1 protein-coding gene (cut by a window edge) is annotated in these 17,734 nt (G+C 72.0%); it reads left to right on the forward strand.

Going from position 1 to position 17,734, the window contains the following annotated elements; translation table 11 throughout:
* Nucleotides 1–17,734: the 5' portion of a lonely Cys domain-containing protein gene (locus ABZ642_RS21405; protein WP_360486167.1), read on the forward strand. The gene runs 9,635 nt beyond the window's last position; only the first 17,734 of its 27,369 coding nucleotides appear in the window; it begins with the start codon at nucleotides 1–3; its stop codon lies beyond the right edge, outside the window.

The following is a 17,734-nucleotide window of genomic DNA, read 5'->3' on the forward strand; positions in this document are numbered from 1 at the left end:
ATGTCTGACTCGTTTTCGCCCAATAAGGACTGGGACCCCAATCCGGTTTACGAACTCGGCAACGCCCTCATCGACTTCGGTGACTACCTGGACGAGCAGGCCGCCAGGATGACCAGCGCCGAGTTCGATCTGAACCTCGGGGCATGGCAGGGCGACGCCGAGATGTACATGACCCAGGCCTTCGCCGACCAGCGCGAAGCGGTGATGGAAATCATCGAAGAGTTCTGGGACACCGGCGAGATGATCAACTATTACGCCATGCTCCGTACCGAGCAGGAGGCAACGCTCGCGAAGCAGGCACTGTCGGAGCTGATCGCGGGCCTCGTCGGTGTCTTTCTGGGCGCACTCCTGTTCGTGGCACCGGAACTCCTCGGCCTCCTCGGCGCGGGGCTCGAACTCCTCGCGAACGTCGGCGGGTGGGTGGCGACCGCCGCCTCCTGGCTGCTGAGTGTGGGGACTCGCGTCGGCGAGTTCGTCGGCAGCGCTGTCACCGCAGTCGGCAACGCCCTGCCCGACTGGGTGGTGACGATGGCCGGCGTCACCGGGAACGTCGCCCGGTTCGGCATCGAGTTCATGGGTGTCAACGCGGCTTCGGTGGCGGCGGGCAACGCCGCCGCCGGTCTGCAGACGACCGCCCAGCAGCTCATCCCCGTCCCCACCTCCCTGGAACAGATCCCCGGCTTCATCTCGGACCTGGTGCTGTGGGGCGGGATCGGCGTCGCCGTGGCCTCCGCCGCCAAGGGCCTGGTCAATGTGGCCAGGGAGAAGCTGGACATCCTCAAGGCCGATCTGAACGTCGGCGACGTGAACGTCGGCGCCGGCGACGTGGGCACCTCGGTCGGCAACTCGTCGACGGGCAACGGCACCGGTAGCGGTACGGGCCTGACCCTGCCGTCCTCGGTCACCTCCGTGACCTCCGTCAGCGGGACGATCGCCGACTCCTCCAAGGGCCTCACCAAGTCCGACCTGACGCTGTCCTCGGACATCGAGGTCAACTCCGCCGTGACCCGGACGCTCACGGGCACCACGGTGCGCACGTCGGTGGACACGACACCGGCGCCGACGCCCGTCAAAGTGACGCCGACCGGCGCCCCCGACGGCCCGAGCGCCGGCGACGGGACGGCCGTACCGAACAAGGTGACCCCGGTGGACGCCGGCACCTCGCCCGGGAGCTCCTCGGCGGTCAGGACGGTCACCGACGGCGCCACCCAGTCCGTACAGCCCGCTCCGAAGACCGAGACGGCCGGCGGGAACACGAACACGATCACGAGCGGCGTGACGGACGCCTCCACCGGCCAGAGCGTCCTGCACGACGTGGGCTCCGGCCTCAGCGGTGTGGCCAGGACGGCACAGGCCGCGCAGCGGACCGTGGACGCCTCGACGGTAGGACAGTCGACGGGCGGTCAGGAGTCGGTGGGCGCGTCCGGCGCGGAGCGCGTGGTCCGGACGAACCTGGATGCCCAGCCGGCCACCGCCGCCCCGCACGAGGTGGCTCCCCAGACGCCGAGCCCGACGACGGACGCCGCCGGCGGCACGGCGCAGGACACGAGTGGCAACGCGATACCTGGCGTGGGAAAGGCGGTCGACGCCGGGGCGAGGCAGGCGCAGAGCGCGCTGCGGGCCATCGGCGACAACCATGCCGCCACGCCCGGCACGGGCGCCCGCACCGCGGGTGCCGAGGAGGCGGTGTCTGCGGTGCAGTCCGTCGCGTCGGGGAAGCCGGAGGTCGTCCATCCGGCCGGCCCGGTGCGCGAGACGTCGGTCGGGCGGATCGAGGGCGGCACCCGTACGGGCCCGCCGGACGCGACGGGAAGCACGGCTCCCAAGTCCGCGGTAGGAGAGCAGGGTGCCCGCGGAACGGCGGACGGCAGCGCCGCCGCGAAGGGGATCAGCAGCCAGGCCAACCTCGGGGACACGGCGGTACGTTCGGGGGCGGACCAGGGACAACGCGCCTCCGGTGCCGTCGAGGGGACACGCACGGTTCCGAACGCGGGACGTGAGCCGCTGAAGTCGGCCGCCGGTCTGGGCGGTCGGCAGGTGCGGCCCGTGGGCCGGGCGGACGCCAGGTCCGGGTCGGGCGACGGCGGCGACACGGCCGCGTTCGCCGGGCCGGCGAAGGACAGGACCACGCCCGTGGAGGCGGCCGAGGGGATCGTGCGGGCCGACGGAACGCTGCACGGAGCGTCGGCCAAGGCCACGTCCGAGGCCGACGGGGCCGGGCAGACCCGGACGGGTGCGCCCGGCGAGACGACACACGCCCAGCGGGGCGCGGCGGAAGCGCGGTCGGCCACCAGGTCCGAGGAGGCCGGCTCCGGGCGGACGGCGTCGGACGGGAAGTCCGCCGACGGCAGGTCCGGGCCCACCGCCGCGCAGGCCACCGACGCGACCGACGCGTCGAGGGCGGCGCAGGAGACACAGGGGCAGGTCCGGGACCACGGCTCGGCGGATCAGGCGGCGCGGCACGAGTCGGCCGCCACCGGCGCCGAGGCCGACCCGGCACATGCCCAGTCCGGGGACAGGGCCGGGGAGCAGCTCGGGCACGAGCAGGTTTCCTACGACTACCGGCACGACGTGTCGGACGCGAAGAACGCCGCGTACGAGGAATCGCAGCGCCGGCAGAACGAGACGTATGAGGGCAGGCTGGCAGAGGAGGCGGCACGGGCCGAGCAGCGGCTGCAGCACAACCAGCGCCTGTGGAACGCCTTCGAGGACGTCCGCGGCGATCTGTCGCACGAGTACCCCGCGGTCAGGTCCGAGGCGGTCAGTGACATCGAGGCCGTCGTCAGGAGCGAGGGCGTCTCGGACCGCTACGCCGAGGGGATGGCCGGCGCCTATCGCAAGGCGATGGAGGAGCACCGGGACTACCTGAAGGAACATCCGGAGAAGCGGGCCGACGAACTGCAGGTCGGGATGGACAGCGAGACCGGCGCCGTGTCGCACTCCCCGTTGCAGGCCAAGCTCGTCAAGGCACTGGAGTCGGTGCTGGACGACAGCTACCGGGGTCCGTCCCCCACCGAGCTCGTCGAGGCGATCCAGCGGTCGTCGGACGAGAGTTCCGGGCCGAAGGACTGGGCCCGCAAGCTCGGTGTTCCGGAGAACCTCGTCTCCACTGTGGCCAGTGCCTACCACGAGGCCCGCCACGAGCAGCACCGAGCGGGAGAAGCCGACCTCGGCACCGTCGCGTTCGAGCAGTCACTGGCCGCCAAGCTGGAAGACCACCTCGGGAACCTGGAACACGGCCTGTCGGCACGCTCGTTGGCCGACCAGATGATCCGTGAGGAGAACAGGGTCCAGAGCGGTCAGCCGCGGCCATGGCGGGAGGAGGTCAAGCAGCGGCTCGAAACGCGGCTGGAGGGCATCGAGGACGCCGTCCGGCAGGGTGACATCAGCGCCCGGCAGGGCGAAGCCGCGAAGCAGAGCCTCTACGAGGGACTTCCCCAGGAGTTCGCGCTGGAGGCCGCGGTACGTCAGCTGCGCGACGCGGCGTCGGAGGCCTTCGACCGCGCACTGACCCATCCGGACCGCCCCGGTGAGAACCTGTTCGTCTCCGAGGCACTGTTCGACCGGCGGCCGTTCTCGGCGAAGGACGAGGCGAACTTCCGCACCGACTTCCTGGACGAGTTCACCGCCGATCTGCGCGACATCACCCAGCAGGTGGAACTGGACGGGAACCTGGTCCACCGGGACTTCATGACGGACCTGGTCAGCGGGGCCCAGCCGCGGTTCGACGCCATGGTGCGCGGCCTGGAGACCCGGCTGACGCTGGCCGAGGACGCCACGCGCACCTTCGACGCCATGGCCGACACCAGAGGCCTGGACCGTACCTCGGACGACATCGCCACGGTACGCAAGGACTTCCTCGACGAGTACGCCCAGACCACCGGCGAACTCTCCGACGGCCGTTCGGTGCGCGAGCTCACCAGCGCCGAGTACGCGGACGCGGCCCACCAGTTCGACCGCGCCCTGAGTGAACTGACGGACCGCTGGGCGGCCCGGCTGGACGCGAAGGCCGCCGAGCGCGCCCTGCGCGAGCAGGCCGATGAGCTGCGTGGTAATCGGTACGTCGCCTCCGAGAACGTCGCCGACAAGATCCTCGCCGACCACGGCAAGGCCTTCGACGACGAGATGACCGGGATCCTCGGCTCCCGCAGGCCGGAGGAACTGTCCGCCGAGGACTGGGCGACGTACACGGCCGAACTGAGTCAGGCGCACATTCAGCTGATGCAGAAGATGGCCGCCCGGCACGACCTGCACACCGGCCTGGAGAAGGCGCTCACGCAGGCGGACGACTGGCTCCACGCGGCAGCCGGCGTGCGGAAGGGGACCGAGCTGGGCCCGCAGGCCAGGCGGGTCCAGGACGACATGCACAAGACACTCACCGACGCCTACCGCGAACGTGTCGGGATGCCCGAGGAGGGCCAGTGGTCCGCCGACGAGCTGAACGCACGGGAAACGGCCTTCGGCGATGAGGTCCTGGATCCGTACACCCGGTCCCTGGGCGACCGCCTTGCCTACGAGGGCGCCTTCGACGAGGCCCTGGCCGCCGGAGGCCGCCGGTTCAACGAGCTGACCACCAAGGTCGACGAAGAGGCCGGAACGGTCTCCGGGCGCTACGCCCTGAACGGGTACGACCTGGGCAAGGTGGCCGACGACTTCCGCAACGATGCCGCCCAGGCCCACCAGGAGATCTACGGCCCGAACGGCCGCGACGTCGAAGCCGCGCTGGACACGGAGCGGGCGGTGGGCGACGTCTTCGGCACGGCACGCGGTCAGGCGTGGCGCGACCTCGTGCACGAGGTGGAGATGCCCCGCCAGCGCGCCGAACAGGAGGCGTGGCGGGCGCAGCTGCGGCAGAGGTTCACCTCGCTGGAGGCGGAGTCCGACGTGGGCCGGCAGGTCGAGACGCATGCGTCGGCCATCGGCTCCCAGAGCGTTCGCGAGACCTTCCGGCAGGACAGCCGGCAGGTCCTGGACTCCTTCAAGGAGGAGATGACGGGGGCCCGGACGCCCGACGACCGCGGTACGGCGGTGCGCACCGCGCAGGAGAGGATCCAGTCCCTCTACGACGACGCCGCGAAGCTCGACGCGGAACACCGGCAGTGGCGGCAGAACCCCGAGTGGAAGGCCGACCTCTCCCGGCTCACGATCGAGCGGACCCCGTTCAAGCAATCCGACCGACCGCAAGAGCAGGCCGACGTGACGGCCACTCGGGGCACCGAGTCCCCCGACGCGCAGACGCAGCGCGTATCGCTGCCGATGGAAGGCCCGGGCAGGGCGCTGGCGGACCTCCGTGCCGGGATGGCGCTCCGCGCACAGGTGTACCAGGAGTTCGAGCAGCGGTTTGCCGACACCCCGGTGTTCCGGCAGACCATCCCGTACGCGGAGCAGGTGAAGTCCCGGGAGTGGTTCGCCGACCGGTGGACGCAGGCGGCACAACACCAGGACGTCGACCACGACGCGCTGCGCGCCGAACTGGACGCGAGGCTCACGCAGGAGTACGGCCAGGCGCAGGCCACGGCACAGGTGTACGAGGTCTTCGACCGCGAGGTCGCCCAGTCGTCGGGGAAGCTGCGCCTGGCGAACACGTACTTCGGCAGCTCGCCCGTGGCCCAGTCGATCCGGGAGGACTTCCGCCAGGCGATGGCCGCGGCGATCACCACAGGCAAGGAGGACTCCGCCCCGGAGCTGGTGGAGCAGTTCCGGCAGCAGTACCGGCAGGCGTCCAAGGACTGGTGGGCAGAGGAGGTCTCGCGCGAGGAGTTCCGGAAGGCGCTCTCTCTCCCCGACGGGGTCGACCTCGCGCACGGGCGCCCGTCGTGGGCCCAGGCGCAGCGTGCCTGGTACGGCAGCCGGCTTCGGGAGCTGCGCGACCAGTACACCGCGGAGTGGCTCGCCGCCGGCCAGGGCCGGCCCCCCGCGGAGACGGTGAACCGCCTGGATGCGGCTGTCCGCCGCGCGGCGGCGCGTCTCCTGATCCGGGCGGAGTCCATGGGCGACGTCGTCCAGCAGGCCGCCGAGCTGACCCGGGCCCGGAGCGTGGACTCCGACTGGTCCGAGGAGCTGGCCTTCTGGCACAGGACACAGCAGGCGGCGCTCGTCGACGACTTCGTCGCGTACGCGGCAGGCCCCGAGCCGGACGCCCGCATCCCGGCCACGGCGGAACTCGCCTTCGCGCTCGACGCGTTGCAGGAGGCGGCCCGCGTCCGTCATCTCGCGCACCAGGACCTGGCCGGCGCACTGTCCGTCGTGCGGATCGAGCCCGTGACCGTGACTTCGGACGCGGTCGCCGGCTGGGCCCGCCAGGAGATCGAACGTATCCGTGAGGAGCACGTCCGGGCGTTCGAGCAGACGTACCAGAACACGACGGCGCCGGTGCCGTCGCAGCAGGAGCCGGAACAAGAACAGGTGTCGTTCGACCACGGGCTGTCGGCCTTCAAGCTTGCCGCGCTCGAGGCCGGCGTGAACAGTGAACTGCGTCGGCAGAACTGGCCCAAGGGCCCCGTTAGTGCCGCGAAGGTGGCGCGGGTGTACGCCGCGCTGCCGTCGTACTGGAAGAAGGATCCGCAGTCGACCGCGGACGTGATCGTTCGCGCGGTGATGGCCATGAAGTCCGACGAGGAGATCGTCGACCTCGCGGAACTGAAGCTGGGCATGGGACCCGGCGGTGCCCCGCGTGGGCCTGAGCCGATGCAGGCCCGGACCGCGATCCCGGACATCGTCATCACCCCACCGGCCGAAGACGTCCCGTCCCCGCCGGTCCAGCGGCCCAGGTTCCCCGGTGCGCGGATCGACGAGGAGCTGGAGCTGCACCGGCCGGCCCGGCTGGACGGGGCCCTGCTGCCGCCGCCCGTCCACCAGGGCCCCCACCGGTTCGAGGACGGCAGCAGGATGCCGGACTACCTCAACCTCCTGACGTTCATGGCCGAGGGCGATCCGGACGTGCTCACCGACCCCGACCGCCTGGCCGTGCTCGACGACGCCGTCGCCTTCGGCCAGAGCGAGGTGACGCTGCGCGGCGCCGACCAGGTCACGGCGGAGATCGAGCGGCTGCTCGGGCAGACCGCGGCGACCCGGCCGCAGGACGCGCAACCGCGCGGAACGCGCCCGTCCCGCAGCGGCACCGACGACCTGCTCGGCCGGGTGGGACGAGCCCTGGCCAGCGCACCGCGGACCTTCGCCGGAGACGGGCGTGACTTCGTGTACCGCACCGCCGAGGGGCGGATCCGCACGCTGCACGTCAGGACCCGCAACTACGGGGAGTGGGAGCGGTTCGGCGACGGTGCGGGAAAGGTCACCAAGGTCGACAACCTGAACCGCAGCCAGGTCACCACCGGGGCCGGCAAGACGGTCGCCACCACCCGTCAGCTGGCTCCGGGCGTGCCGGCGGGGCCGCCGAGCGCGCTGTTCGCCGGGTTCGGCCGGATCTCCGCGCGGTTCGGATACACGCGGGCCTTCGACTACCTGATGAGCCAACAGGTGGTGCGCCAGAGCGAGAACCGCTCCGCCGGCTCCTCCCACCTGCATCTCGACGATGTGTACTACGAGTTGACCGTCACCGACGGGCCGCTGCGGGCCGCTCGAAAGGGCGTCCTGGGCACCCCCTGGCGGCGCAGGCCCGCCGAGCAGCCCCTTCCGGACCAGGTCTTCGGCTTCGGAGTGCGCGACGGTCTCGGGGTGCGGCTGCCGGACAGCCTCACGGACACGCCGCAGCCGGGCCGCACGCCGAGGACGATGCAGCTCAGCGCGGAGTCCGACTACCGGATGGTGTACACCGAGGACTTCGGTCCGGTCCGGGAGATCCGGGACTGGGCGACGAGCAGGATCGGTGCCCAGCCCGGCAGTTCCGCCTACCAGGAGCTCGACGCGCTCTTCTCCTCCGACAGCTTTCAGCAGTTGTCCGGGCGGCTGAGCCACTCCCGGGTGACCAGCGTGCCGCTGCTGGCCGACGACAGGAAGCGCACACCCCTGGGCGCGTTCGTGATCGACCGGGTGATACCGGGACGGGCGAAGTTCGTCACGGAGACGGACCTCCAGGAACTGCGGGAAACCGGCCAGTTGACGGTGCGGAACGAACGCAGGGAGACCAAGTCGGTCAATCAGGACTTCGCCGCGGTCGCGGGTCCGACCTTCAACCTGCCGAGCCTGTTCGGCCTGACCGACGCGGTGAAACTGCGCCTGCAGTTCGGGCCGAGCGCACGCTATGGACACTCTTCGGGGCGCGCGCAGGCGACGGGCGGTTCCGGCGCGCTCAAGACGGTGGGCCAGGTGAAGGACACCGCCACCGATCTGTACCTGGTCGAGAAGACCGTCCATGTGCGCAAGACCGGGGACGCGCAGGCGACACCGTTCGTCACCTGGAGTCTGGACCGGATGACGCACACCGAGGCGCGCCGACTGGCCGGATGGGACGACGGCACGACCCTGCGCGTGCAGACCGGCGCGGAGCCGTTCGCCCCGGCCTACCTCACCGAGGACCACCCGCCCACCCTGGGTATGAGCCGGGTGGAACAGTTCACCTTCGCCGACGGCCGGTACAGCGGCCAACCCGCCGGAACCGCCCCGGCGGTGGAGGGCGCCGACGGCATCGAGCTCGCCGAGACGGCCGGCGGACCCGGGCGGACCCTGCTCGACACCCTCATCGACCAGGTACTCGAGGTGGTCAGCCAGAAGTACCCGGAGATGGTCGCCCCGCTGGCCGAACTCGGCGATCCGTCCGTGTGGCGGAACGCCGCGCAATACCAGATGGTGCTGTCCAACACCCTGACCGTCATCAACACGCTGTCCCACCACAGCATGGCCGGGAACCTCGAGGCGATGAGCACGACCGGCATCCGGGTCGGTCTGGTGGAGCCCGGCCGGGCCACCCGCGGCTACCGGTACATCTGGCTGGACGCCGAACTGACCGGCCGTCGCTACGAGGGCACCCAGAACGACCTCAAGATGCGGCAGAGCGCGCCGGGCGCCACCTCCGTCGCCGGGCAGCAGAGCACGTCGCAGAGCGCGGGCGGCGGGTTCGAAGCGCTGGCATCGGTGCGTGACCAGGCCGTCGACAACGTCGGCGCTCCCACGCACGGTGGCACCGGGCAGGTGGGCTACCAGGCGGACAGCCGGACGCAGCACGGGACCGGCTACGGCCCGAGCGCGACGTTCGAGCCGATGGCGGTCAGCACCAAGCCGTCCCACCTGTACAGCTACGATTTCAAGATCACCGCGAGCACCGGTGGCTACTGGCGCTTCCGCAGCCTGCTCCGGGGAATCGCCTCGCTCGGCATCCTGGGCACCCAGCCCTTCGTCTTCAGCCAGGCCAAGACCGAGATCCTCGGGGACACCGCCGCCGACCCCGCCACGCGGGGCCGGGTACTGCTCAGCGTCCCCTCGGAGCACATGCCGGCCCGGAACCCGCACGCGGCGGGCGCCGTCAACCCGTACGCGGGCACGGACGCCGACCGGGTCACGCGCGAGCCCATGACCTCCGCCGAGGCCAAGGCACTGACGGAGGGCTCGCTCTCGGCCATCGATGCCGACCGCCAACCCGGGCCGCTCGGACAGCACCCCCACCACACGGTGTCCGTGCTGGCGCTGGGCGGCGAGCCCGGCATCGTGGACAGGGTTCTGAAGAAGGCGTCGGGAGGGCTGTGGCACCTCACCGAGGAGGGCGCGCCCGCGCACGACGCGGCGGTCCGCTCGGAGCGGGCGCAGTTCCTGACGGCGGACTTCGACCAGAGTTCCGGCCCGCTGGGGTCCCGCACCACCGGGCTGTTCGGCAAGGGCCCGTACCTGAACTACCTGGGGACCGTCGTGCACCGGGTGCGGGTGACCGCGCTGCGGGCCCTGGGCCGGCCCACTGCGCTGAAGACCGAGGCGACGGTCGGCGGCAGCACCCAGGCGTCGGGGTCCCAGTCCAAGTCCTTCACACAGTCCTTCGGCGGCGCCCTGATCTACAACCACTCCCACTCGGCCGGCCCGGGGGTCACCGGCGGTTACGGACTGGTGGTCCGTCCGTGGTGGCGCTCCCGGGGGCAGTCGTACCAAGTCGCCCGGACCATCACCTCGGACATCAACCGGGTCGACGCCGGGCACCAGGTGCTGGTCGCCGGTGACGCGGAACACGAGGTCGCCGCGGGGGTACGTACCGCCGGCCTGCTGTCGCCGCTCTCCCGACTGCTGCCGAGCCGGGTGCACGACTGGGCCGGGGAACGGTGGCAGGTCAGCGGCGGCTGGCTCGGACACCTTCCCGAGCGCAGCGCCCACCTGCTGAAGGTCATCAAGGACGCGGCAGGCGCGGTGCCGATGTACGACATCAGCCGGTGGACGCAGCCGGAGTGGTTCCGGAACAACCCCTTCGCCACGTATCCGGTGAACTCCCTGGACACCACCAGGGTGCTGGACGACTTCGACCGGAAGACCCGTGACCTGGGGATCGACGACGCGAGCCGGGAGGCCATCCGGCAGCTGGTCTCGGCCCGGGTCGTCCGCGCGCTGCGCCGCGAGATGGCGGGCATCGGGACCTCGGCGCCGGCCACGATCGGTGGCCCCGGCTGGAAGCGGATCAGGATCGGCGCGCGGACGGTGCGGGTGCGGGCGCGGCTGGTTCCGGACGCGAACGGTCAGGAGTTCACCGGGCTGTGGCCGGGCATCGAGCTGGAGGACCACCGGGTGGCGGTCGAGACCGTCAGCGAGGCGTTCGACGCGACGAAGGGCCGCGACATCGGCGTACTCAACACCGAAGGTGTGCACACCCCCAACCCGGAGGTCAGAGCGGCGGGACCCACGTACGCCGAGACGGGCTCCAACCGGCAGACGACGTCCGGGTCCCGGTCCGCCACCCGCACGAAGGTGCTGTCGACCTACACCAATGAGCCGCACGCCCAGTTCGCCACCCGGTACCGGCTCGAACTCAGTATGGAGATCGAGGGCGACAAGGCGGAGTCAAGCCTCGGGAAGAAGCGGAAGGCGAAGAAGAAGCAGCATGTCTTCACCGACGGCGACGTCGGCACGCTGACCGAACTGGTACCCACCAGCCTGATGCTCCCGGACACCTCGGCGACCACCGCCCAGGACGCCGCCCCCGACCCGCTGGCCCCGCCGGAGCCGGCCGCCGGCCCACCCAGCGTGAACGTGCTGACCGGAGATCAGGTCCCCACGACGCCCGAGCAGCTCGCCCAGTGGCGCGCCACCCCGCACCCCGACGGCACGACCAGGCCGTTCACGATGCCGGCCGAGGGATTCCAGGTACGCACGGTGGTCGGAGCGGAGCGGGTCCAGGCGGCGAACGTCATCGCGCTGGCCAAGGCCTACGACAACACGCTCTCCGGCACCCGAGGAGCGCTGATCGGCGCGGCGCTGGACGGGGTACTGGACAAGGCGACGGTCAACGGCCTGACCGCACCGGGCACCGGCTCCGCGCAGGCACTGGAGGACGGCACCGGGAAGGGCGCGCTGTCCGCGTTCTTCCACGACAGCGCGAGCAGCGACGGCTATCAGGTCGCCGGGCTGACCGAGGACCAGTTCGCGGACCGGTCCGACGGCGCACTGGCCATGTACTCCAGGCCGCACTTCGCCGGTGCGGAGTTGCTGACGGTGGCCGACAACGTCCGCATGGAGGCGGCCGACCGGTACACGGAGAGCGACAACGTGACCGCGTCCCAGGGCGGTACCCAGGACTCGTCGATCGGCGTCTTCCCGGCGGTCAAGACCGACATGGTCGGTCTGACCGGCCCCGGTGCGAGCGGCACGGGCTCCGACACCATCGAGACCGACGGCCGGTTGATCACCGAGGAACTGGCGCAGCAGGACCGGGTCAAGCCGAAGGCGGCCCGCGCGTTCGCGTTCGCCGTCCCGGTCACCTGGCTGAGCGTCGCCGACGTGAACCGGCAGTTCAAGGACGGCTCGATCGCCACCTGGGTCCGGGACCACCTGATGGGCCCCTTCGGCGGGGTCAAGCCGGGCCCGCAGGCCGTCGAGTCCGAGAGCCATGCCATCGCCTGGGTCCGCGAGGACGTCGCCCGCGATCTCGGGCTGATCACCGACGCCAACTTCCCGCCGCAGGTTGCCAAAGCCTGGGACAGGGTGAAGGACGCCGGCAAGGCGTGGTCCGACGCCGACGGGAAGTACTGGAAACTGCGCCGCGGCCTCGCCGATCTGCAGGACGCCCTCGACGCGGCCGGGGCAGCCAGATCCGTCAGCCGCCGTGATCGCGATCAGCTCCGCGCGGCCGCGCGGCGGGAACACATCGCCGCCCACGCCGAACTCGTCGCCGCGATCACGGCCGCCGAAGCCCGGCGCGACCGCCCGCCGTCCGAACAGCTCGCGGAGGCCCGGACCACGGCAGAGAACACCCGGGCGACGGTCGAGGCGCTCGACGCCGAGCGGGAGGCGCTGAGCGCATCGCAACCCGAGCACGACGGCTGGGCGGAGCTCGGACGCGACCAACTCGACGCGCTCGACGGGCAGATCGACCTGGCGCGCAAGGCGCAGGACGTCGCGGACAAGCGGCTCGCCGAATTCGAGAAGGACGAGTTCGAGACGCGGCGGGCCGAACTGTTCCAGACCGTCAAGGCGGCCAGGCAGGCGGCCGGCGCACGGCGGGCCGCGGCGGACCGGCAGGTGCAGGCCGCCGACGAGAACGTGGCGACCGCGGTCCGGGCCTTCCGGGCGGCGCAGGAAGCTCTGGACACCCGTGTCCGGGAGGTGGGCGAGCAGCAGACCGCCGCCGAGGGCGCGGCCGCCGCCTTCCACCAGGTGCGGGCCGAGACCGACCGGCTGACCCGCTGGCACCGGCTGCCGGACGACCCGCGGACCGGTGACGACCCGGACGCGGTCCGGACCCGGGCCGGAGTGCCCGAGCCGGTGCTGACACCCGCCACCGCCAAGGCGAAGTCCAAGGCCGCACCGCGCCCGCGCTACGCCGACGCCGTCACCTCCGACGGCTCGCCCGCGCTGATCGCACCCGAGGACGGCACGGTGCACCGCCTGGTCGACGTGCCGAAGGACGGCAGGTCCTTTTTCCACGCGCTCGGCGCGAGCCTGCGCCCGGCCGGTGACGCGGACACCCTGCGCCGGGAGTTCGCCGACCGGCTGGCCGCGCTGCCGGACGACTCACCACTGCTCGCCTATGCGACCCCGGACACGAAGGACACCTTCACCGACGCCGAGTTGCGCGCCGCCGGAGTCGACCTCGGGGCCGACACCCCGCAGCGGCGGGAGTTCGACGCCCTCGGTGTGCTCCCGCACTCGGCCGGACCGGAGCCCATCCCCGATCAGCGCCATCGGCCACTGACCGCTGCCCAGCGCCGCGCCATCGCCGTGGCGCAGCTGCGCCGCCCGGCCGGCGCGGACGACGAGACCGGCGCCGACGGCGAGACCCGCGCGGACAACGAGACCGGCTGGGACCACAGCGCCGCCGACCTCCTCGCGTCGCTCGCCGCCCAGCGGTTCGGTGTCGTCATCCGGGTCGTCGCGGCGGACGGTTCCTTCCAGGACTACGGGCCGGATCCCGATGCCCCGGCCGCGGCCGACGCCAAAAGGGTGGAGCTGTACCTCGCGGACCGGCATTTCCGCCTCGTGGAGCCGACAGCGACGGAAGGAACCGCCGGCAAGGCCGCGCCGCCCGCGAAGGCCTCGCCGCCCGCGCCCGTGGGCGACCTGCCCGCACACGCCACCCGCCCCTGGACCTGGGAGGGTCTGGACGACGCCGCGTACGAGGGCCGGCCCCGCTTCGACGCGGCGTCGCATCCCGGGCAACTGACCGACCCCGACGGGTATGTCTCCCACCTGGTGGAGCCCCCCGGTGACGGGAACCGCTTCTACGCGGCCGTGACGACGGCGCTGGCGTCCGCCCGGGACCAGGCTCCCGACGCGTCCGCCGTGACCGTCCCCGGGCAGGCCGAGGCACTGCCCGCCACCGCCCGGCTCGCCCCCCGGACGACGTTCCGGCTGCCGGAGCTGACGGCCGCCGGGCTGAAGCTCACCCCGGAACAGCTCCGTGAGTTCCGGCAGAGCGGGGGCCGGCTGCCCGCGTCCCTGACGCTCACCCGCCCGCAGGAGGAGGCCCTGATCCGGGCCCAGCTGACCGCGGCCCGGCGCTGGGACGGGGCCACGGCACTGCTGGCCGCCGAGCTGACCGCGCGGGCCAACGGGATTCATCTGACCCTCGTCCACGAGGACGGCACGGTAGACACCTTCGGCACCGTGGCCGTCCGCGGTGCGAACACGGCGACGGTGTACGAGCGCGGGGACGAGTACCTCGCGGCCGTTCCGGTCGGCCTTCTCAACCCCGCCCCGCCCCTGAACCACCGCTCCGACAGCGGGCGGTCTCCGGAGCAGGACCAGCTCCTGACGCCGGACCCGGCCGCGGAGCGGCGGACCGGCACCACCGGCCCCGACGCCGCGGCACAGCCCCCGACGACCTCCGGGCGCGCCGAAGAGCAGTCTCCCGCCGGGCGCGGCAAGCAGGCCGTGCGCGACGAGCGCCCTCCCGCTGTGCGCGACGAGCAGACCGTGGCGCAGACACCGGAGGAGCGCGCGGCCGCTGTCACCGAGGCATGGGAGGAGCGAGCGGCCGCTGCCGCGGAATGGGAACGGCTGAACGCCGTGCTCCGTACGGCGGAGGAGGCCAGGGGCACCGGTGCCAGTTCGTCCAGCGCACCCGACCCGCGGGTGGCGCCGCGGCAGCGTCAGGACGATGCGGCGGCCCGCATGCAGGCGGCCGAACGGCGACTGGCCGAACTCGGGGTCGACGTCCAGCAGAGCCTCCGGGCCCCGGCCCCCAGGCCACCGGTCATCCGTGACCTGCAGGACGTACCGCAGCCCGAGCCCCAGGCACAGGACACCGAGCCGCAGCCGACGCCTACGGCCGAGCCGCTGGTGCATCCGTCGCAGGAGAACCTCGTCGCCGCGCCGCTCCCGGCGGTCGACGGGCGGACGGTCGTCCAGGTACCCGGCCAGGAGGGGCTGCTTCTGCAGGCTCCTCGCGGCGCGGCTCCGAAGCTGCTGGGGAGCGGTGCCGATTCGGGCTTGTTCACTGTGGCGAACGTGAGCAACAAGGTCGTGGTCCAAGGGCTGGCGGCGGCCGGTGGTCCGGCCGTACACACCTGGACGTTCGCTCGCCTGGGCGGTCTGCGCCTCGCGGAGGAGAACGTCAGGCTCAGCGAGGGCTCCTTCCACGGCTCCGTGATCACGATCGCGGCCGGAAACGTCGGGGACGTACCCGCCGACGGTGCCGAATGGCCGGCCAAGCTGGGCGAGGGCGACGAGATCGTCATCGCCTCGACGACCGGCAACCAGATCTACCGCCGGACCACGGGTGAGTTGGTCAGGGTGTCCGCACCGGATCTCGCCCCACCGGTACGGCCCGCACACTTGCCCGACGCGCAGGGTGAACGCTGGGACGCGGCCGTGAGCCTGGCCCGGACCCATCTGGCCGCGGCCGCGGCCGACCAGCAGCTGATGATGTACATGCGGGATGTCACCGTCAGCGCGTTCACGTCCAAGAAGGGCTACGGCGGTTACGTCACTCCCCGCGCCCTCGCGGACGACACCGACCTGGTGGCCAAGGCCCGGACCTTCAGCAAGATCACCAGGGGTCTGCTGTACGAGGGTCCGAACCAGCGCGTCACCCTGTGGCGCGGTGTGTCCATGGACCCCGATGCCGCACAGGCCGACCAGTTCATCGAGCGGCTGCCCGCCTCCACCTCCAACTCCCGTGCGTTCCAGGCCACGTGGGCCAGGCACGGCATCAACAGCAACCGCGTGATCTTCGAGATCGACGTCCCGGCCGACCACGGCAAGCTCGCCATGGCCTACCCGCCCGGTTACGCCGCGACAGCCGATGACGCACCCCCGATCAACCAGGGCCAGTGGGAGGTGACCCTCGCCGCGACCAGGCTGATCCGCACCGGCCCGTCCTGGCGCGAGGAGGGCATCACCGTCATCCCGGTCCGCGCGGAACAGATCCCGGCCGGTGAGCTGGAGAGCGTGATCACCGAGCCGTGGCCGGGTCTTCCGTCGGCGACCGCGTTCGACGATTTCGGCAGGGCGTTCGAACAGGACTCCCTCCGCAGGTGGCACGGTCTCCAGGACGCGACGGTCCGCGAGGTGGGCACCGACCCGCTGGTCCGGTCGTTCGTGGTGAGCCGCCCCGGCCTCGCCGACGAACTCACCATCACCGTCACCCACAAGCCGGCCGACGACGCGGTCTCCCTGACGTTCTCCGGCGACGGCGTTCGGCTCTCCAGCCAGGAGTGGAGCGGAACCGGCTTCAGCGATCTCGCGTCCGACCTGCGCGGCGACGTTCTGTACAACAACGATCTCTTCCCAACGCTCCCGACCCCCGCCTCCTGGCAGGACCTCGCCGCCGGTCCCGAACTGATCCCCAGCATGTCCGCCGGCCCCCTGACCGGCCCGGGGAAGAGTGCCCTTGCGACCCCCGCGCAGTCGGACGCGGCCGCCGGCGGCACCTTCGCCGGTGGCCGGAGCGCCGTCGATCCTGCCGTCACCGAGGGGACCGCGTCGTCGGAGCCGTGGACCACCGGAAAGGTCACCTTCAAGGAGGGCTCCGAGGACGTCGACGCCCTCCAGCGCGGCTACCTCGCCCATCTGGCCCGCAAGGTGGTGAAGGCGGGGCTGCGCGACATACGGGCGGGACTGCCGGCACCCTGGATCACCATCACCGGGCATGGCAACGGCTCGTGGCTCACGCCGGGGCGCCCCGGTTGGGGCGCCCAAAGCAGGGGCCAAGGGCGCGCGGACGCCGTCGCCACGTTGTTGCGGACCGAGATATCGAACGCCCTCCACCAGCTCCAGCAGAACGACCGGTCGGACAGGCACGTCGATTCCAGTGCCTTCATGATCGTCAGCGACAGCGGGGGGCGGAACGTCGCCGCCGACGGTCCGTCCGGTGGCGCCGACGTGGAGGCCCTGCGGCGGCAGGCGACCATCGAGATCGACCTGGCGCCCCGCTCGCAGGCTGTCGCACGCCTCGACGCCCTACGGTCGGCCGACACCGATCCCGGTCTGCGCGAAGGCGCCTTCGATCCGGATCCGCTCGCCGGGCGGATTCTGCACCTGGACGCGCAGCACACGGTGCAGGACACCGACCGGCACGCGCTGTACGCATTGGTGGACGAGGCGATCGCGGCGGGCCGGGCCACGAGTCTGGCGGCGCTGGGCGCATACGACCTGTGGCGGCGGGGAGCGCTGTCCGACGCGAGCCGGATCACCGGCGCGGACGGCCGGGCCCTGGGCCGCAACTGGACGGGCACCCCGGCAGGGGACCTGCCCACGGAGTCCTACCTCGTGCTGCGCGAGGGCAGCGCCGCCGAGAGCCCGACGGCGTTGTGGCTGCAGCGGGGACCCGATGACAACCGACCGTACGTCGTCGCGGCCAAGGGTGATCACGACCATGTCGGGGTTCGGCTGGCGGACGGATCCCTGACCCGGGTGCCGTTGGAGGAGTTCGCAGAACTGCTGGCCATGGACCCGGACCTGGCCGCGCTCGACGACCAGCTTCCCGTCGTCCTCGCCGTCCCGCACGCGGGCGCCCGGAGTCCGCGCCTGCCGCGCACCGCCGCTGCCCGGACCGGCAGGACCGTGTGGTCGCACACCGGCGAGGTGAGGCTGCATGAAGACCCGTCGACGCGGACGACCCGGATCGCGGTGGTCAACCGCCGGTCGGCGGGGGAGCCGTTGGGAAGCTGGTTCGCCAGCGAGCCGGACCGTCCGGGGCTGGTGGACC

This window comes from Streptomyces sp. NPDC007157 (genome assembly GCF_040634235.1).
In the GTDB taxonomy this organism is placed as follows: Bacteria; Actinomycetota; Actinomycetes; order Streptomycetales; family Streptomycetaceae; genus Streptomyces.